Origin of the sequence: Vibrio sp. vnigr-6D03 (assembly GCF_002835515.1) — a bacterium.
In the GTDB taxonomy this organism is placed as follows: Bacteria; Pseudomonadota; Gammaproteobacteria; order Enterobacterales; family Vibrionaceae; genus Vibrio; species Vibrio penaeicida.
In genome coordinates this window covers 57,519-78,563 of sequence record NZ_PIZL01000007.1, presented here as the reverse complement: position 1 = coordinate 78,563, position 21,045 = coordinate 57,519, and the positions used below count along the sequence as shown (strand labels likewise).

The following is a 21,045-nucleotide window of genomic DNA, read 5'->3' as shown; positions in this document are numbered from 1 at the left end:
TCATGATCGTGTTTATCATGATCATCGTGACCGTCATCTTCTCCAAGTGTATGGCGAACTTCAGTAAAGGTCGGCTTACACTGAGCAGCACTAGAAAGCGTCATTACTTTGTCTGCTTGGTTTAATACAGACAACGCGTTTGCTAGCTGTTTCTTTTGCTCTGCATTTTTAGGTGCACTTTCAAAACCAACAACATCAGCGCCAGGAGCATGGATTTCCATCAGCAGCTCGTCACCGTCTTGTGCAATGTTAAGTTCTACAACACCGTGGACGTGCGCATCATGTTGACGAAATTCTTCTGCGTGTGCCGATGTTGTAACGATAGCCGCTGCCAATAGTGAAAGTTTAAATACGTGGTTCATGTTTACCTCTGTTTATAAATTTGAATGAAAAGTAGATGGCTAAACGAGAACACGTGGTGGAGATCGAGCATGGTAATACGGCAACGGTGCAAAGCTTGGTTTCAGAACATCGTAGGCTTTTGTCCAGAAAAAGTGCGGCACATATGGAATCGAAGGAATGGACCCTGAAAGCGCATACTTACTGATCGAAAACATCTCGCACGCATGTTCTTCATGGTGCGCGGGTTCCCAATCCTGACTGTGTACAACGAACGCTGCACTCAACCACAGCACACAGCTAATGGCGAGAAAAGTGAAGAATTGTTGAAACGTCCGTAAATGCATTTGAGTCAAATATCAAAAATAAAGGCTAAATGTAATAACATAACAAGGGTGCTGCAAGCGAATTTTCTACCCTTTCAAACCGGTGTCATTATTCCAACAACAAAGAGCGACCTAAGTGGTCGCTCTTTATACTAACAAGGTAATCTACGATGATTAAAGTTCGGTGACAATCTCACGCGAAAACGCTTTCTCACAGTACTTACACTTCAAACGCACATCTTCATTTCGCTCGATGAGAGAGAATGACGTATCGATAGGTTCGAAGTTTGAGATACAGTTGCTATTAGGGCATGCGAATACCCCCAAGATTTTTTCAGGCAGTGTTAGCGCTAGCTTTTTCACAACCTTGTACTCTTCAATTTGATTCACGGTTGCATGGGGAGCATACAGCGCCAGCTTTTGCGCTTGATCTTCATTGATAAAGACATTTTCAATCTTCAGAAGATCTTTTGCGCCTAACGCAGAAGACGGTAAGTTTAATCCGATGGTGACACGCTCTTCTGAATTGTGCATATCGAACAAGCGCAAAACCTTAATACCGATTTGAGCAGGAATGTGGTCGATAACGGTGCCGTTACGAATCGCTTCTACCTGCAATTGAGTTTCTTTAGCCATGATCTTTCTCCTCAGTTACAGAGTGTCGTTAAGTACAAGTGCCAACAGTGCTTCACGGGCGTAGACGCCATTTTCAGCTTGCTGGAAGAAATACGCGTAAGGGGTTTTATCGACATCCACAGTAATTTCATCCACACGAGGGAGTGGGTGAAGGACTTTTAGGTTGTCTTTAGCACCGGTTAGCGTGGCTGCCGATAGCACGTACGCCGATTTGATATGGGCATACTCAGATTCATCAAAACGTTCTTTTTGAACTCGAGTCATGTACAGAATATCGAGTTCTGGGACCACACTTTCCATTTCTGTATGCAGGCTGTATTCGATGCCAGCATCATCCAGCTCTTCACAAATGTAATCCGGCATTGCCAATGCTTCTGGCGCAATGAAGAAGAAGCGGTTATTGCTGAACTTAGCCAAGGCTTGTGTCAGTGAATGCACCGTGCGTCCGTATTTTAAATCACCCACGAAGGCGACGTTTAAGTTATCTAAACTACCCTGAGTTTCGTAGATGCTGAATAGGTCTAATAATGTTTGTGTTGGATGCTGATTTGCACCATCGCCAGCGTTAATCACTGGAACATTATTAGAGAATTCAGACGCCAAGCGAGCTGCCCCTTCTTGTGGGTGGCGCATAACGAACGCGTCGACGTAAGAAGATATGACTTGCACAGAATCCGCTAGAGTCTCGCCTTTCTTAGCCAGAGAGGTGTTGCCATCGTTATCAAAGCCAATTACATCGCCACCAATACGTTGCACTGCGGTTTCAAATGAAAGACGTGTTCGGGTGGAAGGTTCAAAGAAGCAACTTGCGATAACTTTGTTTTTAATGAGCTCTGGTTGAGGTTCATTTTTCAGCTGACCTGCTGTTTTCACGATCAGCTCCAGCTCGTCACGAGACAGCTCAGAAATGGAGATGATGTGTTTTTGATAGAGTGAGTTCGCCATGATCTTCTTCCCTATGGTGATGCCATAAAAAAGCCCCCCTATTGAAGGGAGGCTTTAAAAAATAATACGGGAACAATAAAACAAAACAGGGAAGCCTAGTCGCTTCTTAATCACCACTAAATCAGGGATGAGAGTGTGTTTCATTAATCGTTCCTCAGACAAATTGCGGAGAATTATACGCCTAAGGAACGTGATCGCAAGCGATTACATTGTGTTTTTTGTTACTGCTATTGTCCGAGGGTTGCCACCATAACGGCTTTGATTGTGTGCATGCGGTTTTCGGCTTGATCAAAAACAATGGATTGCTCAGATTCAAACACCTCTTCAGTAACTTCTAGTCCTTTTAAACCGTACTTGTCGGCTATCTCTTTCCCGATGGTGGTTTCATCGTTGTGGAAAGCAGGCAGGCAATGCATAAATTTGGCGTTCGGGTTACCTGTGGCGCTCATGACCTTAGCGTTAATTTGGTAAGGCGTCATTTGTGCCACGCGCTCATCCCATGCTTCAGGTGCTTCTCCCATTGAAACCCACACATCGGTGTAGAGGAAGTCCGCACCCTGAACACCTGTTTCTACATCTTCGGTGAAGTGTAAAGAAGCGCCTGTGGATTGAGCGATGGTTTGGCATTCATCTATTAACTCTGAACTTGGCCAATAGGCTTTTGGTGCCACCACGGTAAAGTGCATGCCCATTTTGGCTGCGCCGACCAAAAGAGAATTCCCCATGTTGTAGCGGGCATCGCCAAGGTAGGCAAATTGAATTTCATTCAGCGGTTTACCATTACTGTGTTCAAGCATGGTTAAAAAGTCAGCGAGGATCTGAGTGGGGTGGAACTCATCGGTAAGCCCATTCCAAACGGGCACACCAGCGTGTTTGCCGAGTGTTTCGACGATGTCTTGCCCAAATCCGCGATATTGAATGCCATCGTACATTCTGCCTAGTACACGAGCCGTATCTTTCATCGACTCCTTATGACCAATCTGAGAGCCAGATGGGCCGATGTAGGAAACTTGGGCGCCTTGATCAAAAGCGGCCACTTCAAATGCGCATCGAGTTCGGGTAGAGGCTTTTTCGAATATTAATGCGATATTCTTCCCGATAAGCGTTTTCTGTTCAGTGCCTGAATATTTCGCCGCTTTTAACTGCTGAGACAGTTGAAGCAGAAAGTCAATTTCCTTGGGCGTATAGTCAAGCAGCTTTAAGAAGTTGCGATTGCGTAAATTGAAAGCCATAAATCTTCCTTCGATAAGGCAAGTACGTTAAAAATCATTTATACATATAAATTCACTTTATGTGAATGTTTATTTTAAATAAAGCAAAAAAAGGTTGACGCTGTTAGCATCAACCTTTTGAGTGTAGTAACCCACATCAAGGTGGGTTGAAGGAGAGCGGGTGTTTTTTTAGATTCCGTCGCGTTCAATAGGGCAGCTCATACAGCGAGCGCCGCCTCGTCCACGTCCTAGCTCATTACCCGGAATAGTCAGGACTTCAATCCCTGCTTTATCGTATTTTTCGTTGGTGTAAACGTTGCGTTCGTATGCGACGACAACACCAGGTTTCACTGTCAGAACGTTATTGGCGTCATTCCACTGTTCACGTTCTGCTTCGTAATTGTCGCCACCTGTCGTAATAATTTTAAGGTGATCAACATCCAGCGCTTGTTCAACGGCATGAATGTAATTTGGCACTTGCTCTACGTTCATCGCTTTGCCGCCATTTGGCGTAAGGCGCCAAGTTTCCAAGTCGTTACGCATGATTTCTGGATAGACCGAGAATGTATCAACGTCCATGTGCGTCATCACAGTATCTAAGTGCATACATGAACGGTGCTTGGGCAAGTTAATCGCAATCACTTGAGATGCTTGACCTGATTCAAATAACCCTGCTGCCAAGTTCTCGACACCCTGAGGCGTGGTTCGTTCTGACATACCGACCAAGACGGCACCGTTACCAATAACCAATACATCGCCGCCTTCAATATTTGCGTTATCGTAATGCAAATCTTCATCACCGAAGTATTTGATAAAGTCTTGACCTGCAAACACAGGGTGCCAACGGTAAATGGCGCGTAAATGGTTCGTTTCACGCTGACGTGCAGGCATCATCATCGGGTTCAGTGATACCCCACCGTATACCCAGCAAGACGTATCGCGGGTGAATAGGTGGTTTGGTAAAGGCTCTATCACAAAATCCAAAGGTTGATGCATCTTCGGTAGCATGGAAGCAGAAGCAATAGGCAACTCTGAATAGGCTAAACCACCAAGCAAAACTGTCGCTAGGTGTTCGTTGTCCATTTCACTCAGGTAATGACGCAGCTCGTGCGCGAAAGTTGGACCGTAGCGAAAATCTGAAATCTGAGTATTAAGTAGCCATGTTCTAGCCTCTGGCACGGCTAAGGTTTCAACAAGAAGATCGTGAAGCAGCAATACTTCTACGTCTTGTTCTCTTAGTGTTTGTGCAAAAGTATCGTGTTCTTCACCTGCCGCTTCTACTGCTAAAACGTCGTCAAACAACAGCTCCTGACAGTTAGAAGGGGTTAAGTGGGTGAGTGCGCGCTCGGGACGATTTAACAACACTCTGCGCAATTGACCGACTTCAGAGCCGACATACAGCTTACTCATTGGGTGTCCTTTCTAATAATTCCGTGACTGACCCTTTGCTTTAAACCGATTCCACTTTCTTGTAACAAGTGCTCTCAACAAACGCTGTAATAAGCCAGTGGTTTAGATGAAACAAAAGGGCGACCTGCATTGAAATGAGGTCCGACTCACATTTATGACAAGGATGAAGACAAGATGCAAGTCGGTAATTTAGTGATAAAGTCGATGTTTAAGGCGTATTTTTAGAGGATTAGTCCTTTTTGGTTCGCATTTGTAAATTTTAGTGTTGTTTTTGAGTGAAATGGATACAGTGCTGGGGTGCCTGAATATTCATGTTGGGTGGTCAGCGAAGTGTCATGATACCCATTACTGTGTGAATGAAGATGCATTAATTTGGTCAAATCACGGTGAATCGTTAGATTTTATGCAGTTCTATGGATTTCAACTCTATGCAATATTGAGTCATAAATTGGCGTATTTATTAAAAAACGCAGAGAAAAGCCTGACCTGACTTTGTTCTGTTTCAAAAAAAGTAAGTACATTTGTTAATATTTTGTTTCTGTGACTCAAGGTTGGTTTTAGTTAGCAGAAAAAATGCCCAAGGATTGAGTTTGCTGGTGGTAATTTGCAGCGAACCGTGCCATATTTCACGCGTTTAATTACCCAGAGAGCGGAGCAATCGAATGTCTCAACAAGATGAATACCTATCGGTAGAAGCGTTACTTGAAATTCAAAAAGAAGACACTCGTGAAATCATCAGTGCATTACTTGAAGACGGCAGTGAACCTGATGCTCTGTATGAAATTGAACATCACCTGTTTGCCGAAGACTTCAATACGCTAGAAAAAGCCGTAGTAGAAGCGTTCAAAATGGGCTTTGAAGTCCTTGAAGCAGAAGAAACAGAAGATGAAGATGGCAACAAACTTCTTTGTTGTGATGCCGTGATGGAATCAGCTCTAAATGCTGAACTCATCGATGCACAAGTCGAAAAGCTGGTTAACCTTGCTGAAAAATACGACATCATTTACGACGGGTGGGGTACATTTTATGAAGGTGAAGATGCCGCTTACGACGTTGAAGAAGACGACGAAGAATAACCTTCCCATCCTCATCGAGAAACGCTGGCTTAATGCTGGCGTTTTTTTATATCTAAACGCAGACCTTGGCTCCCATTTTGATCATGTGGTGGTCAGACAATTGAAATTTCATTAGAAATTATGTGTCTACTTTCATTATAATGCCTCCAAACTTGATCTGGCTCAATTTATCATGCAACTTTCGCTCGCTGGCCTTTGGCAGCTTTCACCGCTAACAGACCTCTCTATCCCGCAGGACGATATCACCTTCCCAGCACCGCTTAGCGATGTGTTGCCTGAGTCTATTTCTGAATCTGACATTCGAAATCAAGAATGGCATTTAATGCATGATATTGAAGTCGATGATGCGATGTTGGCATTTCCAGCGGTGGATTTGGTGATGGCTGGTGTTGATTACTATGCCGAGGTCCGGATTAATGGTGTCGCGGTATTTGATTGCGATGGCACTCAGAATCGTTATAAGAAGGACATTCGCCCCTATTTACAACCAGGTAGAAATCGCTTTGAAATTTTGTTCTTGGAGCAAGATGAAGACTGGCTGTTGGACGAAACACCAGAGATTTGCCCGTTAAACTCAGAGCCTGTGTTAGAAACAGATAAGCGGGTTGGAATATGGCAGGCTCCGTACCTGCAATTTATTCGAAATTTGAGGCTTGATCATATTACCACGGAGCAGATCTGGCACCACGGTGGTGGTTGTGAGTTTAAAGTGGACCTCTATTATCAGACCTTCGCTGCGGGGCTGGTGTCGGCATCGGTGAAGTTTGATGGCATGACCTACCATATCCCTATTGATGTCAGAGCTGATCACGCCACGGCGTTGTTCCAAGTCGAAGCACCACGCTACGCCAACCCGATCTTCCCAGACGATCGCGATCTCTACCAATTGGATGTGATGCTGGACGGGCAAAGCCAAAATATGCGGATAGGGCTCAGTAAAGATCTCTGTGTGATGCATTTCCCTGTTTAGTGAAGTGCAACTAATTTGTATCACTACTAAATGTGACAGCTATCGATTCCCTCCACATTATGATTTTATGTTAGCAGCTCAACATGGCTGTTTTACATAAAGGATCTAATGTGTTTTTTCATGCAAGTGACATTAGCGATACGCTTAAAAATCAGATAATAGAAGGCAGAAATAAGAGCTTTCCGAATCATTCGTCAAATAACTACTTTTATAAACAAGTGCCTTATGGGGTTATCGTGATATTTGATGGGGATAAATTGGTCTCTCAATGTTCGATAATTTATAGATATATAAATATTGATGAATCATTCTTACCCATTCTTGGGGTGTCGGATGCATGGGTCGATGAAAAGTACAGGAAGAAAGGGTTCTTAAAATCCATGCTTGATGAGGTTCAGACCATGAGCAGGGATATGGGAATAGAATGCAATATCCTTGTGGCCGATGTTCCTAGTATCTACTCTAAATATGGGTTTGTTGAATACAATCCGGTGGCACAATGGCTTAGAGTTCATGAAGGTAAGAACTATGGAGTGTCTGTAGAAAAAATCAAAGGCATTATGATCCGGAGCCTAGGAACGAGCAAGCCCCCTCAAAAAATGACAAGCATAGACTTCTTAGGGGAGCTGTTTTAATTAGATAAATGACTTAAAGTGCCTTCGCCATTACCACTTCACAGGCATCATGACCGGTATTCCCCCACGGGGCATCTAAATGTTCAAATCCGAGGTTTTCATAGAGTTTGATGGCGGTTTTCAAGCATTGGGTGGTTTCAAGGTAACACTGCTTGAAACCTTGATACTGGGCGTGATCCATGGCCATTTTGGCGATGGTTTTAGCTAACCCCTTACCTCTTGCTTCCGGTAAAAAGTACATCTTCTGTAATTCGCACACGTCATCTCGACCACGTAAAGGGGCGTAACCACCTCCTCCGACTATTTTTCCATTGTTCTCGATAACCCAGTATTGGGAGCGGGGTTGTGAGTACACGTCGTATAAAAATTCTAGAGTCGGGTCCGCCACGCTATAGCCTTTATCAGAAGAAAGCCCATGTTCTTCTGAAACCGTTCGGATCACCGCGGCTAATGCGGCGTTGTCGCTTTTTCGTATTGGGCGTAGCGTTAACTCATAGTTCATTTTGGATGATGTCAGTGAGCGAATGTAGTGATCCAGAGCGCTCTGTAACCTTGCTTGCTCTTCAAAAGACATTTGGCTTAGTGCGGCTTCGTAGCGCACGTCTTGTTGGTGATTTAACTGCTGAAGAAGATCGTACCCTTTTGCCGTTAATGTATAGAGAACACTGCGTTTGTCCTGTTGATTCGTTGTGACTTCAATGCACAGCTTGCTGGCGAGGCTTTTAAGTGCTCGGCTGGCGTTGGATTTGTCGATGTTCAGCCTTTGAGCAACCTGATTTACGGTGAGTACCTGCTGCTCTAATTCAATTAAACAGTGCGCTTGAATCGGGGATAAATCAATGTTCCCGCATTGCTTGTCGAGTAAACCAAGTTCCCGAATAAGGTTGCGAGAAAGGGTACGTAGCGTTGAAGTATCCATATTAACCACTAAATATAGTTGCGACTAACAACTATATCTAATGCTATCTAGCAACTAAATCAAGAGACAAGGATGTTAAATGTGGTTGTGTTGGCAAATTGGAGCCAAACGGCTTCGCTTTAGCCAAACTCTTTCATGGAAATAGTAAGCAACCGTATTAATACTGGGTTCCAACAGTGCCATGACGCCACCAATGAATGCATCCCCCGTAATTAAATAGGTAACGGTAAATGCGACACCAAAATGCACGCTGGCAAAACTGGCTGTTTTTAATTGAGTTTGGGATTGGTAGCGTCTTAGCCACGGTATTTGAACCCAAGCTTTTTCATGGAAATAGAAAGCAATGGTATTAACTGAGGGCTCTATCATCGCAATTAAACTGCCAAGTAAAATATCCCCTGTTAGTAGGTACGCGACAGAAAATGCGATTGAAAAGTGGAGTACGGCGAAAGTGAGTGTTTTCTTCATTATTCTGTCCTCGTAAGTGAATAGACCCTAGTATTGCTACTTTTATTGGTTCGGTAAAAGCGATTGTTTCTATCGTTTTAATTGCTAATACCTAACATTTTTGGAGTGCGCATTGCTTGATTCGCAATATTGAAAATAAAGTTGAAGCGAATGAATTGGTTAGTGGCTGATATTTGATCAGGCTGGTATTTTAGGTAGCGGTTATTTTTAACCGTCATTAGCTAGGGTCTGTTGACCTTTCGCGGTTAAATTTTGTTCGAGTTCTATGTGTTTTAATCGCGGCGCAAGGTCTTTAGCCTAGTCATTCTAAGCAAATACCTTGCAACAAAGAGTAAAGGGTATAGACCGGGGACGCCTAGTCGAACCCTTCGGGCAGCATTTGTGGCTCCTTTCTACTGCGTTACCGCTTATTGATGTAGAGCGACTACACCGAATAAGCGCTGCCTTGTATAAAGAATCCACAAATTGCTGCAAAAATCATCTCGAAAGGTCAACAGACCCTAATAATGGTAATCACTCTCTCGCTCCTAGTCCGAAGACAGCGATCTAAATAAAACAATGATCTAAACAAAGCCGTGATCTGAGTAAGAAAGGTATGGAGCGAAAACGTCAGAATGGAAAAATATGGAACAGAACAACAGTCTTGAACAGAACAAGAGTATTGAAGAGAACAACAAGTACCCGTTCAAATTTGAAGGGGAAGGCGCCGAGTTTTTTGGGATTTGGATCGTTAATGTTCTCTTATCCCTGATTACGCTGGGTATTTATTCGGCGTGGGCGAAAGTGAGAACTAATCAATATTTTTACGGCAACACTCGGCTCGATGGTGATGGCTTTGAATATCACGCTAAGCCGATTCAAATTTTAAAGGGCCGTATTATAGCGGTGGTTGTTTTTATCATTTGGAGTGTATCAAATCAGTTTGCACCCGAAGTGAGTGGGGTTCTGATGTTGGCGTTTCTCGCCATTCTACCTTGGCTGGCTTGGAGTAATGCGCGGTTTGATTCCGCAATGACCAGTTACCGCAATGTTCACTTCTCTTTTGCTGGGACATTAAAGGAAGCTTACATGGCTATTCTAGGGAGAGGGATGGCAATCATTGCGTTGTTTCTCGCTGCAATGGCGGCAATTAGCTTCGAGATCGTTCCGGTTGGTGTACTTTTACTGCTGACGATACCTTTTGTGTTCGTCTGGGTTTTGGTGGGAATTTCGAACTATTTTGCTAACGGATACCGTTATGGTAAGCGCACGTTTTCTGCTCAATATACCGTCAAGGCTTACTTAGCGATTTATCTTAAAACCATGCTGTTTGCGTTTGGCTTGTCGATTGCGTTTGGTGTTGTTGCGTCTTTGTTCGCAGGGGCTTCTTTGCTTTCAATGGTATCTTCAGACTTTACACTTTCTGATGGCGGGTTCCCTAATTTTGCTTTCTTCGGTTTGATTATCGCTATTTACATTGGGCTTTTCTTTGTTGGGGTTATCGCTAATGCCTTTAAAACGGCTCAAATGCGTAATTACACCTTTGCACAATTAAACATTGATGCAAGCGACCAAGCTAAGAGTGAGCACCTTCAAGGTGATGAAGACAAACCAGAAAACACGGGCTTTGCGTTTGAATCAACGTTGGCAACGTGGAGCTTTGTCTGGCTGATAATGACGAACTTTTTGCTGCAACTGGTGACTTTCGGTATCGCAAGACCGTGGGTCATGGTCAGAACCAGCCACTTCCTTGCTAACCATACCTATGTGATTGGCGATCTGCCAAACCTAGTGGTAGAAGGGGACGATCAGGACATGAAATCGGCGGTTTCCGATGAGTTGTCTAATGTCTTTGATGTCGACATTGGGATTGGCTAATGCGAGTCAAAGGGATCGCCCACCCGCCCAAAAGCTCTGTACGCATAGAGGCGGAGCTGGATTTGTCGCAGCGTGATTTTATGTATCTGCATGTGGACGGGCAGATTTTCAGCGCGTCTATCCATGATATCGACATCACAGCTTCACCTGGCAAATTGCCACCGAAAATCCGGCTACCGTCGGGGTGGTTGTTTGTGCCCAGCAGCGCTGAGAAGGTCAATGAATTTCTAGTACAGCATGGAAAAAAGAGCAGCCTAAGTCAGCTGGAAAAAAACGCAAAAGCTATCATAGTAAGCACATTGCTGATCGTTGGATTAACCATAGGTTCGTTTACCCATGGTATTCCTTGGTTTAGCAAGCAGGTGGTGAATTGGTTGCCTCATGAAGCGCATGAAGTGTTGGCTGATTATGTTTTAACTTCCATTGATGAAGAGTGGCTTTCATCTTCTGAATTACCTATTGAGCAGCAAGATGCCATTAGAGCGCGATTCTATCAGCACTTAGATAAACTCCCGCCCGCTCCATTTGCCCCTCAGCTGGAGTTTCGATCGTCTGATGGCTCACCCAATGCATTTGCATTAAGTGGAGGCGTGATCATCATGCTTGATGAGATGGTCGAGCTTGCTCAGACAGAAGAAGAACTCGACGCAATATTGCTGCATGAACTGGGTCATATTTATCATCAGCATGTCATGCATAGGCTCGTCTCATCCAGTTTGGTTTCTGCAACGGTAGCCGTTATGACAGGTGAAAGCTCGGGGCTTATTGATACTATGGTTGGAGCCGGTGTTTTTGTTTTGCAAAGTGGGCATTCCCGAGAAGCAGAAATAGAAGCGGACGAATTTGCTAAAAAGTCGCTAAAGAAGATATACGGGACGAGTGAGCCGCTGGCTGTGATTTTTGAGCGCTTACAAGAGGAATCGAGTGATATTCCGGAGTGGCTAAGTTCACACCCTGAAATGGAAAAACGCATTCAAGAGGCGAGAGAATAGGGTTCTAATTTCTACTTATAGTAGAGATAGGTTGGATATAAAAAAACGAGCGGCAGTGCGCTCGTTTTTGTATTCATTTCAAAGACGTATTTTATCAAAACCGAGTCTTGTCAAAAGCTTGTCTTTTCAAAGCCGTATCTTATTAAAAGCTTGTCTTTTCAAAAACTAAGACTACTTACGTACCGCAATCGCTTCAATTTCGATTTTTACATCTTTTGGCAGGCGAGCAACTTCTACGCATGAACGCGCTGGGTAATTCGCTACATCGTGCTCATCGAAAAACTTGCCATACACTTCGTTTACTGTACCGAAGTCGTTCAGATCTTTTACAAAAACTGTAAGTTTTACGATATCTGCAACCGTCAAACCTGAAGATTCAACGACTGCTTTTACATTCTCAAGAGATTGGCGCGCTTGTGCTGCGATGTCTTCTGGTACTTCACCAGTTGCTGGAACCACAGGGATTTGACCAGAAGTCAGTACCATGTTGCCAAGGTCAACACCTTGTACATATGGGCCAATAGCAGCAGGGGCAGATTCAGTGTGCAAAACTTTCGTCATTATTTTTGTTTCCACGTTGTTCAAAAGGGGTTTCAGTGTGCCTTTTGAGTCACTATTCGTAAAGAGGTGAGCGTTTTAAAAATGCGTTTCTACTAAATGCGTCACTTGGTAGTCGTTATCACACACACAAATATAGCGCCACTTATCAAAGGTTAAACAAGGGTGAGATGTTGAAAATACAACAATGTCACCAACAGTCAGCTCACTGTTCTCAGGAATAGCTAAGAATGTATGCTGATCCATAATATCGGTCGCGGTTAGCCCTTCGATACTTATCGTATCACCATTGCGATAGACGCGTTCAGGTATGGGTAAACCAGCATCGAATGCCACATCTCGTTTTCCCATGCCGATAATGGCTTTTCCCGGCTCAGGGATGGACAAAACATACGCCCAAAGCTCTAAGGAAGACGTGAGATCTCCACCCATATGACAAGCCACACTACTATCGCGCTGGCTGCGTTCCATGACGGTTTGCTGCGCATCTTGATAAATGCCTTTATCGTGAATGAGGTAACAGCCAGGGCGAATGACGGTGGTGAGGTGTGATTGGTTGGTAAAGCATTCAGCCACCACGTCATACCAAGCTGAACCTGCTCCTGTCAGAATGGGGCACTGGCGCTTTATCAAGCCTTGCTGTTTGAAAGACAGAGTCAGTTCAACAGCGCTGCTAATAAAATATCGGATCCGACGTTCTGAATCTTCACATTTGGGGATCGCCCCCTCATAGAATTCGATGCCATGAAGATCGACCCCAGGCAAATCTCGGATCATCATCGCCATGTTTTGCATCGCCTCTGGATGCCTGACACCACATCGCCCGCCTGCCATACCGTATTCTATCAATAGGTTGATCACTTGTTGGCGTTCTTGGAAAAATCGACTCAGTTGCTCTACGTTTTCTTGCGAATCGACGCAGCAAAAAAACTCGACGTCATTTTGAGACAGCAATTGAGACGCTCTAGCCATATTGGCTTTACCCACTAATTGGTTCGCAAGCAATATACGTTTTGCACCGGCTTCATAGGCGACCCAAGCCTGCTGAATATTGGCGACTGTTATTCCCCAAGCCCCCGCATCTAATTGCTGTTGGAACAAATCTGGCGTCATGGTGGTTTTGCCGTGAGGCGCTAACTTAACACCATGCTGGTCGGCGAAGTTTTGCATCCATTGGAGGTTACTTTGTATCGCTGATTGTTTGATAACTGCGGCTGGCAGCATGATCTCTTCATTGATCAAACTGTATTGACCTTTACTATTGTTTTCAGCCCAAACGCCTTTGGAACCCACGGCTTCAAATTTGTTTTGGTAATGAGTAACGCTCTTCATGGATTTACTTTCCTACCTGTTGTTTTTCTAACAAGGTCAAAACTTCAATCAGTACTTTGCCTTATCTCGAATCTAGCTTTAATGAATGATAGAAACTATCACACACCGTTTTTTAAACTGTGCGTCCTCTCACTGTTTGACCATTTAATTCCGCCTAGTATCCACTTTACATTAAGACCGTAAGAGCGTGGGTTTCTTTTTGATATTAAGTTTAATGTATTGTTTTATTAAGATTATTTCGTTTCGTCCTTAATGATGGGATTGTTGTTGTAATAGTATGCCTTATGCTCGTGACTCTTATGTTAGAAAAAAACATAGGTTAGGTGGTAATACCCAAGTAGAGGAAGGGAAATGCAATACGATGTTGTGTTCCGAAACGTGCTTGTCGTCGATGGCACGGGTGAGAGCACGTACAGTGCAGATGTAGCCATAAAAGAAGGGCGCATTATGGAGGTGGGTGATCTTGCCAATACTGATGCGATCACCTTGATCGATGGCAATGGCTTGGCGCTTTCTCCCGGTTTTATTGATGTGCACACGCACGATGATACGAATGTGATTCGCTACCCAGATTGCTTAGCCAAGATAAGCCAAGGCGTGACAACCGTGGTTGTCGGTAACTGTGGAATTAGCGCTTCTCCTGCTATTCTAGCAAGCGATCCCCCTGACCCAATGAACCTGCTTGGTAAGCAATCAGATTTTCAATATCCAACTTTCCAATCTTATGCTCAAGCGGTTGAAACCGCGAAGCCTGCCGTCAATGTGGCAGCTCTGGTCGGGCACACCACACTTCGTAACAATGTGATGGATGAATTGCACCGAGCAGCATCGACTCAAGAAATAGCGGCGATGAAAGAAGCATTGAATCAAGCAATGCAAGAAGGGGCGCTAGGGCTAAGTTCTGGCTTGGCTTATGCCAGCGCCAAGCAAGCCCCCACAGAAGAGGTCATGGCTTTAGCGGAAGAGCTTGCCGAATTTGGTGGTATTTATACCACCCACATGAGAACCGAATTCGAACAAATACTAGAAGCAATGGATGAAGCTTTCCGTACAGGAAAACATGCGAAAGTCCCTGTTATTATTTCTCATTTAAAATGCGCAGGAGCAGGCAACTGGGGACGCACCGTTGAAGTGTTGGACTTGATGGAGAAAACCGCGAAGCATCAGGACATTGGCTGCGATTGTTACCCCTATTCTGCGAGCTCTTCCACGCTGGATCTTAAGCAAGTCACCAGTGACTTCGATATCTTCATTACTTGGTCGGATACCCGACCGGATCTCGCGGGGCGTATGCTCAAAGACATAGCCAGTGAGATGAATTTATCGTTAATGGATACTGCGAAAGCGCTACAGCCTGCTGGCGCGGTTTATCATTGCATGGATGAATCGGATGTCGAGCGTGTTTTGAAATACAAACTCACCATGGTCGGGTCCGATGGATTGCCGAATGATCCCCATCCTCACCCTAGGCTCTGGGGGGCGTTTCCCAAAGTATTAGGGCATTACAGCCGCGAGCGAAAGCTCTTCACGTTGCCATTGGCAATACACAAAATGACGGGCATGTCTGCCAAGCGCTTTGGGTTAGCCAAAAGAGGGGAAATAAAGTCGGGTTACTTTGCTGACTTGGTGTTGTTTGACCCTAACGAAATCAGCGACGAAGCGACATTTGAAAACCCCGTTGCAGCGGCAAAAGGTGTTCACCTCGTTATGGTGAATGGAGAAATCAGTTATCAAAACGGGCGCGTCGCCCAATCGCGGCACGGTCGATTCTTGTATAGGAACGAATACAGAAACAATTAAAGCGAAGGGCAAAGCCCTCATGTACAGAACTGGAATGTAAGAACTGGAGATTACTATGACAATTAAGCGTTACGGCATTGAAGGCGGAACGGGAACAGGTGGGCAGCACTTGCCATTTGCACGAGCAACAGAAGCGGGCGGCTTTTTGTACGTGTCGGGTCAAACGCCGATGACAGATGGGGAAGTGGTGGAAGGCGGGATTGTGGATCAATCTCGTTTGGCGATTCAAAACTGTGTCGACATCATGACTGAAGCCGGATATGGGCTTGCAGACGTAGTTCACGTTAAAGTGGTCTTGACAGACTCTCGCTATTTTCAATCGTTCAATAAGGTCTTTAAAGAGTTCTTTGGCGAGCACCCGCCAGCACGTATCTGCATGGTGTGTGATTTGGTGGTGGATGTGAAAGTCGAAGTGGATGTGACCTGTTATCGAGAAGATCGCCGTTAAAACAACGATGCTCGTTGAATTGAAAAGAGCGCCGCTTGGCGCTCTTGGTTTATACACAAAACGGTTTCTGTAAAAAGGACACCGTTATTTAAAGTAAGAAACTCTACAAGCTGGATTTAACAAGCTCGATCACTTTGGCGATTTCGTCTTCCGTTAGTGATCCTTCTTTCACAAACAGAACCGTTCCTTCTTTGTCGAGCACGGCAATCGCGGAGCTTTCTTCTTTCAGCTCCCATGCGCCTGCCGCCGTTCCGTCTTTATCCAACACAATGGAAGACCAAGAGAACTCTTTTTTGCTGTCTTCTGCTGACGACTTTACAAAAGATCCTGTCCCCCACATGGCATCATCTTGGTTGATAATGGTGGTGGTTTGGTAAGCATCTTTGGAGAAATCGGCAGCGGTAATCGCAGTCATCAGAGGGGCGTTCATTTTTTTAGAGCTAGAACGTCCAGCGATTGCCTGAATGACTCGCACTTTGCCTGTCAATTTGGCTGTGGACCATTCGGCGTATTCGATTTTTTCACCTTGTAGCATCAGTTCACCGTGGCTAGCGACATTCACAGTAGGCAAGCCTTTGCCTATCTCTATGGTGTGCGCCATGCCCATCATTGGTGCAGCAGCAAGGATCAGGGTGGAGAGCAATTTCAGTTTCATAATATTATCCGGCTGATTTTATTGGTTAGAACGGCACATTCTGTTGATGCGATGTGTCCGCATTCACAGGTTAGCTTAATTTTGCGTTTTAACGCGAATACTTGGCGCTCAATTTGCCGATTTGGCTCTAATTTTGCAGAGCTGAACACAAAGTCATCACGAAATTCAAAAAGCGTCAAAAAAAGGATGGAGGGAATCATGGAACGGGTCTTTAAACACTATCATCCAAAGCAGATTGCTAAATTCGTTAAGATTCTGTTCAAAGGATCATTTTGTATTGCTGGCATCGGAATGTTTTATTTTGAACAAGGTAAAGTTGTACTGCCGGATATTAATAATAAGCAGATGCTTGGTGTTATGAAGGAAGTCAATGCAACGATTGACTCCCTTTCGAGCTTTTCAGCCTAATTGAGTATTTAATGTAACTAAGCTGAATGAAGCCGAATTTAGCTTTCAGAGGGGAAGCAAACGCCCGTTCCCCCGATACCACAGTATCCCTGAGGATTTTTTGCTAAGTATTGCTGGTGGTACGTTTCAGCAAAAAAGTAAGTAGGGGCAGGCAACACTTCGGTGGTTATGGCGTTTCTTTGTTCAGCGGACAATGCTTTTTGATATTCCAGTTTCGAATCCAACGCCAACATCATTTGTTCTTCGCTGTACACGTAGATTGCTGAACGATATTGCGTGCCCATGTCGTTCCCTTGTTGCATCCCCTGAGTTGGGTCATGACTTTCCCAGAAAGTTTTCAGCAATACGTTGAACGAAATAACTTCAGGGTCAAATACCACTCGCACCACTTCTGTATGCCCTGTTTGTCCTGTGCACACTTCCTCATAAGTTGGGTTTTGCGTAAACCCGCCTGCATACCCAACAGAGGTGGAGACTACGCCATCCAGTTTCCAGAACAGCCGTTCTGCACCCCAAAAGCAACCTAAGCCAAGCAAGACTTCTTGTTGGGTGCCTTTTGGTGCGTCGAAGAGGTTTGATTGATTCACAAAATGCGTTGCTTCTACGTTAAGCGGTGTGCTTCGACCTGGCAATGCATCGTTGGCTGACACCATTGTGAGTTTGTCTGCCATGTTGATTCCTTTCGTTTCTGAGGTTCTTATCTGCATTTAACAATAGTTGCGGTGAAAGAATCAATGACGGATTGGCTGCAACTAGCGTTTTAAGCTGGATTGGTACAAATCTCCGAGCTCTGAACAAGCATCTTGAGGTGACTTGGGTATATATAGAAAATGACTGAAGTTTTATTATATAGATGAATAATCACCTGGTTAATTGATGGAATTAATAATAACTTTAAATCTATTTTCTAATTTATATTGTAACAATTATAATTTTTACTTCCTTTTCGATTGAGATTTTATTAGTAATATCTCCACTTTTCCTATATTTGTAAAATATTAATCTCACTGCTATAAGTCATTTAGCATGACCTACCTGTATGTATTTTATCTTTTATCTCAATTCCTTGTTTTACCCTGATCGCTTACATTATCTCAGCATCGAATCACTCGTAAAGATCGTAATAAACACCAATATTTTAATAAGTTGCCCAACTAGGATGTGTGTTCAACATAAATTGGCTAGATAAAAGGAATTAATTTTGAACATAACATCCAAGGCGATAGATACAGAACCCCATTTTTTTGAGCAAAGAAAAATCCAAAATGAAATAATGAGAAAAGAACCCATAATTGGCAGTTCCCCTTCGGTGCTAAAAATAAGACAACAAACGCACTTTGCTATTGAAATGAACATGTCGGTTTTTATTACAGGGGAGGTGGGTACAGAGAAGGTTGAACTGGCGGAGTTTATTCATCAGAAAAGCCGTATACCATCCAGTCGTTTTATCCGAATTTCTTCCAATTTCAGTGGGATTGATGCGTATAAATGTCATCTAGAGAAGGCGTTAGAAGAGGCGAAAGATGGCACGTTATATTTAGAAGACATTGATGTACTCTCAGGAGATATACAGGACTTGTTGATTAGCCAATTTACTATGGGTCTATACAATGATTGGCTAATTAAGAATAATGTGAGATTAATAATATCCTGTCGAGATTCATTAGAAAAACTCAAGAGAAATAATGCCTTTATTGGTGTGATATTAGAAAGTAATTTACCGTATGTTGAAATTAATATACCTCCATTAAAAGAAAGAAGTGAGGATGTGCCTGAATATGTAGCACATATTTTATGCGAGTTTGGTATGGGGGAAGAGATACAAATATCTTCTAGCGCCTTGTCCCTATTCAAGCAATATGATTGGCCAGGAAATATTACTCAGATGCGAAGTTTTCTGATATTAATTGTTTCGTGCTGCGACGGAGTTATTCGTGAAGAAGATGTATTGTCTTTAGGTGTTATTTCTAAAAAAGACTGCACGTACGATATATTTGAAACCGTATTGGAGCAGCGATTTGAACGACTTGAAAATTTGCATCCAGCACTAAGAAAAGCCCTGATCTTTCTGGGTAAGAATTATACCGAATGCATAAAACTGAGCGATATGGCCAGCGCCGCCTATACCAGCCCTTCTCACCTTTCTTATCTTTTTCGTGAGCACCTAAACCTCTCTTTTAAAGCAATACTGGTTCAAGTCCGTATTCAAAAAGCCAAGCAGCTGTTTGATGCTTCCCCAATGCTTAAAGTCACGGACGTGTGCTTGCAAGCCGGGTTTGGTGATTTGAGCCACTTCGAGAAGATGTTTAAGCGTTATGCCGATTGCACACCTCGCCAATACCGTGCGCAAAAAAGACAGCGCACTCAGTTTGTTTTTTCGGGTTCACCTGCTTGATACAAAGCCCTTAATTGTCCGTCGCTTTCACCAAGTTTGATTCGCTAGTGATACGTAATATGAACCACATGAACGGACACAAAGAGCATTTTGATGGAAATCGATATTGAGAAGATGTTGCGCGAGTTTTCTCCCATTACCTCGAGGAATATGCACCTAACGATGGTTGCAGATTCCATGGGAAAGGCGGCTGAAAACACAACTCATGCACAGCAGCAAATTCAAACCATCTTGGTGACGAACACCGCACTGGGGTCTGGGCTTATCTATTCCATCGCAGCAAAAGGTTCTTAACCGGTTCTGGGGTGCATTTTTGTGTACCTCTTCATCAACAGGAGCACTAACTATGTCAGTGAACGGAGCCGTTACAGATTCTGTAACGCAAGTAAATACCTCTGTGGTCGGCGAAACGCCTGCTATGGCAGGAGGAAACCTATTAATGGCAACCAGCCAAGCAATGGGGATCTCTGCACACAATAGCACCGGCGCAAATCAACAGGCCCAATTGGTACATCAGACAGCAACAATTCAAGGCGTGAACTCGCTGTTTGCCACAGGCACAGCAGTGATCGGACGAAGTGTTGAGCTGATTTTAGAACCTCAACCAGCAGCTTAATCAATAGCAAATTAGGAGATTATTATGGCTGATACAGTAAACGCACAAGTCACAGATTCGGTAACACAGGTGAACACAAAAGTTGTAGGTGAAACCCCTGCAATGGCAATGGGCAACCTGCTTATGTCTACCAGCCACGCGTTAAGCAACGCGGCTCACAATGCAACGGCAGCGCAGCAGCAAGCACAAATCACAATGCAAGCAGCGACGGTACAAGGCGTCAATTCATTGATGGCTATCGGTTCTTCAGTGATCGGTCGTGGTGCTGAAGGCATTATCGAGAAGGGTTAATTCTAACTCTTTCGCTTTTTCTTACTTAACTTCTAAAAGGATATTCACATGGCAGATGGTACAGCACCAACCACAGTAAATGGTCAGGTTACAGACTCAGTCACTCAGGTAAATACAAAAGTTGTGGGTGAAACACCAGCAATGGCAATGGGCAACTTACTGATGTCTACCAGCCAGGCATTGGGCACAGCAGCTCATAACTCCACAGCAGGTCAACAACAAGCGCAAATCACTATGCAAGCAGCAACGGTGCAGGGTGTTAACTCGCTTATGTCTATCGGTAGCTCGGTTATTGGTCGAAGCGCTGAAGGCATTATCGAGAAAGACGCGTAATGCAGAAGGCACCTTTACTCATAAAGCGGTAAAGGTGCTCTTTAAGGAGCCATAAACATGAAAGATCTTAATTCACCACCCGATCAAGAAAACTCCGCGTTTAATGCGGCAAACCAGTCGGTTGCGCAGTCTTCTGCTATGGCATTAGCGGATGCGACCGACAACTTAAGAAACCTTAATACCTTGAGTACAACCGCTATTGGGACAGCGTTAAGTCAAATGCTGGAAACAGGGGACACCAAGTACTTTCAGATCATCGATCAGGCACAAAGAGTCGTCACGAATGGCGCGGAGAACTTTGGGGTGGTCGGTGAGAAAGTCGCGACAGTATTGCAAGACCAAGCTCAATAATTCTCAGCAACTTTTCTGCTAGACGGTCTTTTTAGATAGGCAACTTTCATTCTCGCGAAACAGCGGTGATAGGT

Annotated in this window: 26 protein-coding genes; 15 read left to right on the top strand and 11 right to left on the bottom strand. The window is 44.1% G+C overall.

What is annotated here, in order from left to right; genetic code table 11:
• A partial coding sequence (locus tag CW749_RS06020) for a DUF2796 domain-containing protein (RefSeq protein ID WP_145997830.1) occupies window positions 1–362 on the bottom strand: 362 nt, incomplete at its 3' end.
• A gap of 35 nt (window positions 363–397) precedes the next feature.
• Here CW749_RS06020 and CW749_RS28365 point away from each other — a divergent pair.
• Complete coding sequence (locus tag CW749_RS28365; protein WP_237322345.1) at window positions 398–547, top strand: hypothetical protein; 150 nt, start codon at window positions 398–400, stop codon at window positions 545–547.
• A gap of 292 nt (window positions 548–839) precedes the next feature.
• On the opposite strand, the gene pyrI is transcribed toward CW749_RS28365, so the two are convergent.
• From pyrI to arcA, 4 genes are all read right to left on the bottom strand, one after another.
• Window positions 840–1,301, bottom strand: coding sequence for an aspartate carbamoyltransferase regulatory subunit (gene pyrI, locus CW749_RS06010; RefSeq protein ID WP_101111144.1), 462 nt, complete (start codon window positions 1,299–1,301; stop codon window positions 840–842).
• A gap of 15 nt (window positions 1,302–1,316) precedes the next feature.
• Window positions 1,317–2,246 carry an aspartate carbamoyltransferase gene (pyrB, locus tag CW749_RS06005; protein ID WP_101111143.1) on the bottom strand — a complete coding sequence of 310 codons (930 nt, stop codon included), beginning with the start codon at window positions 2,244–2,246 and terminating at the stop codon, window positions 1,317–1,319.
• Window positions 2,247–2,473: 227 nt separating this feature from the next.
• Window positions 2,474–3,478 (bottom strand): ornithine carbamoyltransferase, encoded by a 1,005-nt coding sequence (gene argF / locus CW749_RS06000; protein WP_101111142.1) that lies wholly within the window; start codon window positions 3,476–3,478, stop codon window positions 2,474–2,476.
• A gap of 168 nt (window positions 3,479–3,646) precedes the next feature.
• Window positions 3,647–4,867, bottom strand: a complete 1,221-nt coding sequence (gene arcA, locus CW749_RS05995) for an arginine deiminase (RefSeq protein ID WP_101111141.1) — start codon at window positions 4,865–4,867, stop codon at window positions 3,647–3,649.
• Window positions 4,868–5,529: 662 nt separating this feature from the next.
• Here arcA and rraB point away from each other — a divergent pair.
• The 3 genes from rraB (at window position 5,530) to CW749_RS05975 (ending at window position 7,548) form a co-directional block, all read left to right on the top strand.
• Window positions 5,530–5,943 (top strand): ribonuclease E inhibitor RraB, encoded by a 414-nt coding sequence (gene rraB / locus CW749_RS05985; RefSeq protein WP_101111139.1) that lies wholly within the window; start codon window positions 5,530–5,532, stop codon window positions 5,941–5,943.
• 172 nt (window positions 5,944–6,115) lie between these two features.
• A complete protein-coding gene (locus CW749_RS05980; RefSeq protein WP_101111138.1) occupies window positions 6,116–6,913 on the top strand; it encodes a hypothetical protein in 798 nt (265 codons plus the stop codon).
• 83 nt (window positions 6,914–6,996) lie between these two features.
• Window positions 6,997–7,548 (top strand): GNAT family N-acetyltransferase, encoded by a 552-nt coding sequence (locus CW749_RS05975; RefSeq protein WP_101111137.1) that lies wholly within the window; start codon window positions 6,997–6,999, stop codon window positions 7,546–7,548.
• Between the two features lie 13 nt (window positions 7,549–7,561).
• Here the strand turns inward: CW749_RS05975 and CW749_RS05970 are convergent, their stop codons facing one another.
• The gene (locus CW749_RS05970; protein ID WP_101111136.1) at window positions 7,562–8,467 is read right to left on the bottom strand and encodes a bifunctional helix-turn-helix transcriptional regulator/GNAT family N-acetyltransferase; all 906 of its coding nucleotides are present in this window, start codon (window positions 8,465–8,467) and stop codon (window positions 7,562–7,564) included.
• 75 nt (window positions 8,468–8,542) lie between these two features.
• Window positions 8,543–8,935, bottom strand: a complete 393-nt coding sequence (locus CW749_RS05965) for a DUF2061 domain-containing protein (protein ID WP_101111135.1) — start codon at window positions 8,933–8,935, stop codon at window positions 8,543–8,545.
• Between the two features lie 624 nt (window positions 8,936–9,559).
• On the opposite strand from CW749_RS05965, the gene CW749_RS05955 reads away from it, so the two are divergent.
• On the top strand, window positions 9,560–10,792 hold the full coding sequence (locus tag CW749_RS05955) for a YjgN family protein (protein ID WP_101111134.1): 1,233 nt from the start codon (window positions 9,560–9,562) through the stop codon (window positions 10,790–10,792).
• Window positions 10,792–11,784, top strand: a complete 993-nt coding sequence (locus CW749_RS05950) for a M48 family metallopeptidase (protein WP_101111133.1) — start codon at window positions 10,792–10,794, stop codon at window positions 11,782–11,784. The genes CW749_RS05955 and CW749_RS05950 overlap by 1 nt, the downstream gene beginning before the upstream one ends.
• 171 nt (window positions 11,785–11,955) lie before the next feature.
• Here CW749_RS05950 and CW749_RS05945 read toward each other — a convergent pair whose 3' ends face one another.
• Complete coding sequence (locus CW749_RS05945) at window positions 11,956–12,345, bottom strand: RidA family protein (RefSeq protein WP_101111132.1); 390 nt, start codon at window positions 12,343–12,345, stop codon at window positions 11,956–11,958.
• 75 nt (window positions 12,346–12,420) lie between these two features.
• Window positions 12,421–13,674 carry an amino acid deaminase gene (locus tag CW749_RS05940; RefSeq protein ID WP_101111131.1) on the bottom strand — a complete coding sequence of 418 codons (1,254 nt, stop codon included), beginning with the start codon at window positions 13,672–13,674 and terminating at the stop codon, window positions 12,421–12,423.
• A 351-nt stretch (window positions 13,675–14,025) separates the two neighbouring features.
• Between CW749_RS05940 and CW749_RS05935 the strand changes: the two genes are divergently transcribed.
• Both CW749_RS05935 and CW749_RS05930 read left to right on the top strand, forming a co-directional pair.
• A complete protein-coding gene (locus CW749_RS05935) occupies window positions 14,026–15,474 on the top strand; it encodes a D-aminoacylase (RefSeq protein ID WP_101111130.1) in 1,449 nt (482 codons plus the stop codon).
• 55 nt (window positions 15,475–15,529) lie between these two features.
• On the top strand, window positions 15,530–15,922 hold the full coding sequence (locus tag CW749_RS05930) for a RidA family protein (protein WP_101111129.1): 393 nt from the start codon (window positions 15,530–15,532) through the stop codon (window positions 15,920–15,922).
• Window positions 15,923–16,025: 103 nt separating this feature from the next.
• On the opposite strand, the gene CW749_RS05925 is transcribed toward CW749_RS05930, so the two are convergent.
• Complete coding sequence (locus tag CW749_RS05925; protein ID WP_101111128.1) at window positions 16,026–16,577, bottom strand: YtfJ family protein; 552 nt, start codon at window positions 16,575–16,577, stop codon at window positions 16,026–16,028.
• A 198-nt stretch (window positions 16,578–16,775) separates the two neighbouring features.
• Between CW749_RS05925 and CW749_RS05915 the strand changes: the two genes are divergently transcribed.
• Window positions 16,776–16,985, top strand: a complete 210-nt coding sequence (locus CW749_RS05915) for a DUF1107 domain-containing protein (protein ID WP_101111126.1) — start codon at window positions 16,776–16,778, stop codon at window positions 16,983–16,985.
• 38 nt (window positions 16,986–17,023) lie between these two features.
• On the opposite strand, the gene msrA is transcribed toward CW749_RS05915, so the two are convergent.
• Window positions 17,024–17,656, bottom strand: coding sequence for a peptide-methionine (S)-S-oxide reductase MsrA (gene msrA / locus CW749_RS05910; RefSeq protein ID WP_101111125.1), 633 nt, complete (start codon window positions 17,654–17,656; stop codon window positions 17,024–17,026).
• Between the two features lie 530 nt (window positions 17,657–18,186).
• Here msrA and CW749_RS05905 point away from each other — a divergent pair.
• The 6 genes from CW749_RS05905 to CW749_RS05880 all read left to right on the top strand — a co-directional run bounded on the left by CW749_RS05905 (window position 18,187) and on the right by CW749_RS05880 (window position 20,971).
• Complete coding sequence (locus CW749_RS05905) at window positions 18,187–19,380, top strand: AraC family transcriptional regulator (RefSeq protein ID WP_101111124.1); 1,194 nt, start codon at window positions 18,187–18,189, stop codon at window positions 19,378–19,380.
• Window positions 19,381–19,473: 93 nt separating this feature from the next.
• The gene (locus tag CW749_RS05900) at window positions 19,474–19,674 is read left to right on the top strand and encodes a RebB family R body protein (RefSeq protein ID WP_101111123.1); all 201 of its coding nucleotides are present in this window, start codon (window positions 19,474–19,476) and stop codon (window positions 19,672–19,674) included.
• A 52-nt stretch (window positions 19,675–19,726) separates the two neighbouring features.
• Window positions 19,727–19,996 carry a RebB family R body protein gene (locus tag CW749_RS05895; protein WP_101111122.1) on the top strand — a complete coding sequence of 90 codons (270 nt, stop codon included), beginning with the start codon at window positions 19,727–19,729 and terminating at the stop codon, window positions 19,994–19,996.
• Between the two features lie 24 nt (window positions 19,997–20,020).
• Window positions 20,021–20,287, top strand: a complete 267-nt coding sequence (locus CW749_RS05890) for a RebB family R body protein (protein ID WP_004398402.1) — start codon at window positions 20,021–20,023, stop codon at window positions 20,285–20,287.
• 48 nt (window positions 20,288–20,335) lie between these two features.
• Entirely contained in the window at window positions 20,336–20,620 is a 285-nt protein-coding gene (locus CW749_RS05885; RefSeq protein ID WP_101111121.1) for a RebB family R body protein, read from the top strand.
• Window positions 20,621–20,677: 57 nt separating this feature from the next.
• Window positions 20,678–20,971, top strand: a complete 294-nt coding sequence (locus CW749_RS05880) for a hypothetical protein (RefSeq protein ID WP_101111120.1) — start codon at window positions 20,678–20,680, stop codon at window positions 20,969–20,971.
• Window positions 20,972–21,045: the final 74 nt, after the last annotated feature.

Bases quoted from the DNA above. Each gene is read 5' to 3' on its own strand.
- CW749_RS05885 (WP_101111121.1), top strand. From the start codon at position 20,336: ATGGCAGATGGTACAGCACCAACCACAGTAAATGGTCAGGTTACAGAC.
- CW749_RS05895 (WP_101111122.1), top strand. From the start codon at position 19,727: ATGTCAGTGAACGGAGCCGTTACAGATTCTGTAACGCAAGTAAATACC.
- pyrI (WP_101111144.1), bottom strand. From the start codon at position 1,301: ATGGCTAAAGAAACTCAATTGCAGGTAGAAGCGATTCGTAACGGCACC.
- CW749_RS05950 (WP_101111133.1), top strand. From the start codon at position 10,792: ATGCGAGTCAAAGGGATCGCCCACCCGCCCAAAAGCTCTGTACGCATA.
- CW749_RS05930 (WP_101111129.1), top strand. From the start codon at position 15,530: ATGACAATTAAGCGTTACGGCATTGAAGGCGGAACGGGAACAGGTGGG.
- rraB (WP_101111139.1), top strand. From the start codon at position 5,530: ATGTCTCAACAAGATGAATACCTATCGGTAGAAGCGTTACTTGAAATT.
- CW749_RS05980 (WP_101111138.1), top strand. From the start codon at position 6,116: ATGCAACTTTCGCTCGCTGGCCTTTGGCAGCTTTCACCGCTAACAGAC.
- CW749_RS28365 (WP_237322345.1), top strand. From the start codon at position 398: ATGGCTAAACGAGAACACGTGGTGGAGATCGAGCATGGTAATACGGCA.
- CW749_RS05915 (WP_101111126.1), top strand. From the start codon at position 16,776: ATGGAACGGGTCTTTAAACACTATCATCCAAAGCAGATTGCTAAATTC.
- CW749_RS05955 (WP_101111134.1), top strand. From the start codon at position 9,560: ATGGAACAGAACAACAGTCTTGAACAGAACAAGAGTATTGAAGAGAAC.
- argF (WP_101111142.1), bottom strand. From the start codon at position 3,478: ATGGCTTTCAATTTACGCAATCGCAACTTCTTAAAGCTGCTTGACTAT.
- pyrB (WP_101111143.1), bottom strand. From the start codon at position 2,246: ATGGCGAACTCACTCTATCAAAAACACATCATCTCCATTTCTGAGCTG.
- CW749_RS05880 (WP_101111120.1), top strand. From the start codon at position 20,678: ATGAAAGATCTTAATTCACCACCCGATCAAGAAAACTCCGCGTTTAAT.
- CW749_RS05975 (WP_101111137.1), top strand. From the start codon at position 6,997: ATGGCTGTTTTACATAAAGGATCTAATGTGTTTTTTCATGCAAGTGAC.
- CW749_RS05945 (WP_101111132.1), bottom strand. From the start codon at position 12,345: ATGACGAAAGTTTTGCACACTGAATCTGCCCCTGCTGCTATTGGCCCA.
- CW749_RS05940 (WP_101111131.1), bottom strand. From the start codon at position 13,674: ATGAAGAGCGTTACTCATTACCAAAACAAATTTGAAGCCGTGGGTTCC.
- CW749_RS05925 (WP_101111128.1), bottom strand. From the start codon at position 16,577: ATGAAACTGAAATTGCTCTCCACCCTGATCCTTGCTGCTGCACCAATG.
- CW749_RS05935 (WP_101111130.1), top strand. From the start codon at position 14,026: ATGCAATACGATGTTGTGTTCCGAAACGTGCTTGTCGTCGATGGCACG.
- CW749_RS05890 (WP_004398402.1), top strand. From the start codon at position 20,021: ATGGCTGATACAGTAAACGCACAAGTCACAGATTCGGTAACACAGGTG.
- CW749_RS05970 (WP_101111136.1), bottom strand. From the start codon at position 8,467: ATGGATACTTCAACGCTACGTACCCTTTCTCGCAACCTTATTCGGGAA.
- CW749_RS05900 (WP_101111123.1), top strand. From the start codon at position 19,474: ATGGAAATCGATATTGAGAAGATGTTGCGCGAGTTTTCTCCCATTACC.
- msrA (WP_101111125.1), bottom strand. From the start codon at position 17,656: ATGGCAGACAAACTCACAATGGTGTCAGCCAACGATGCATTGCCAGGT.
- CW749_RS05965 (WP_101111135.1), bottom strand. From the start codon at position 8,935: ATGAAGAAAACACTCACTTTCGCCGTACTCCACTTTTCAATCGCATTT.
- arcA (WP_101111141.1), bottom strand. From the start codon at position 4,867: ATGAGTAAGCTGTATGTCGGCTCTGAAGTCGGTCAATTGCGCAGAGTG.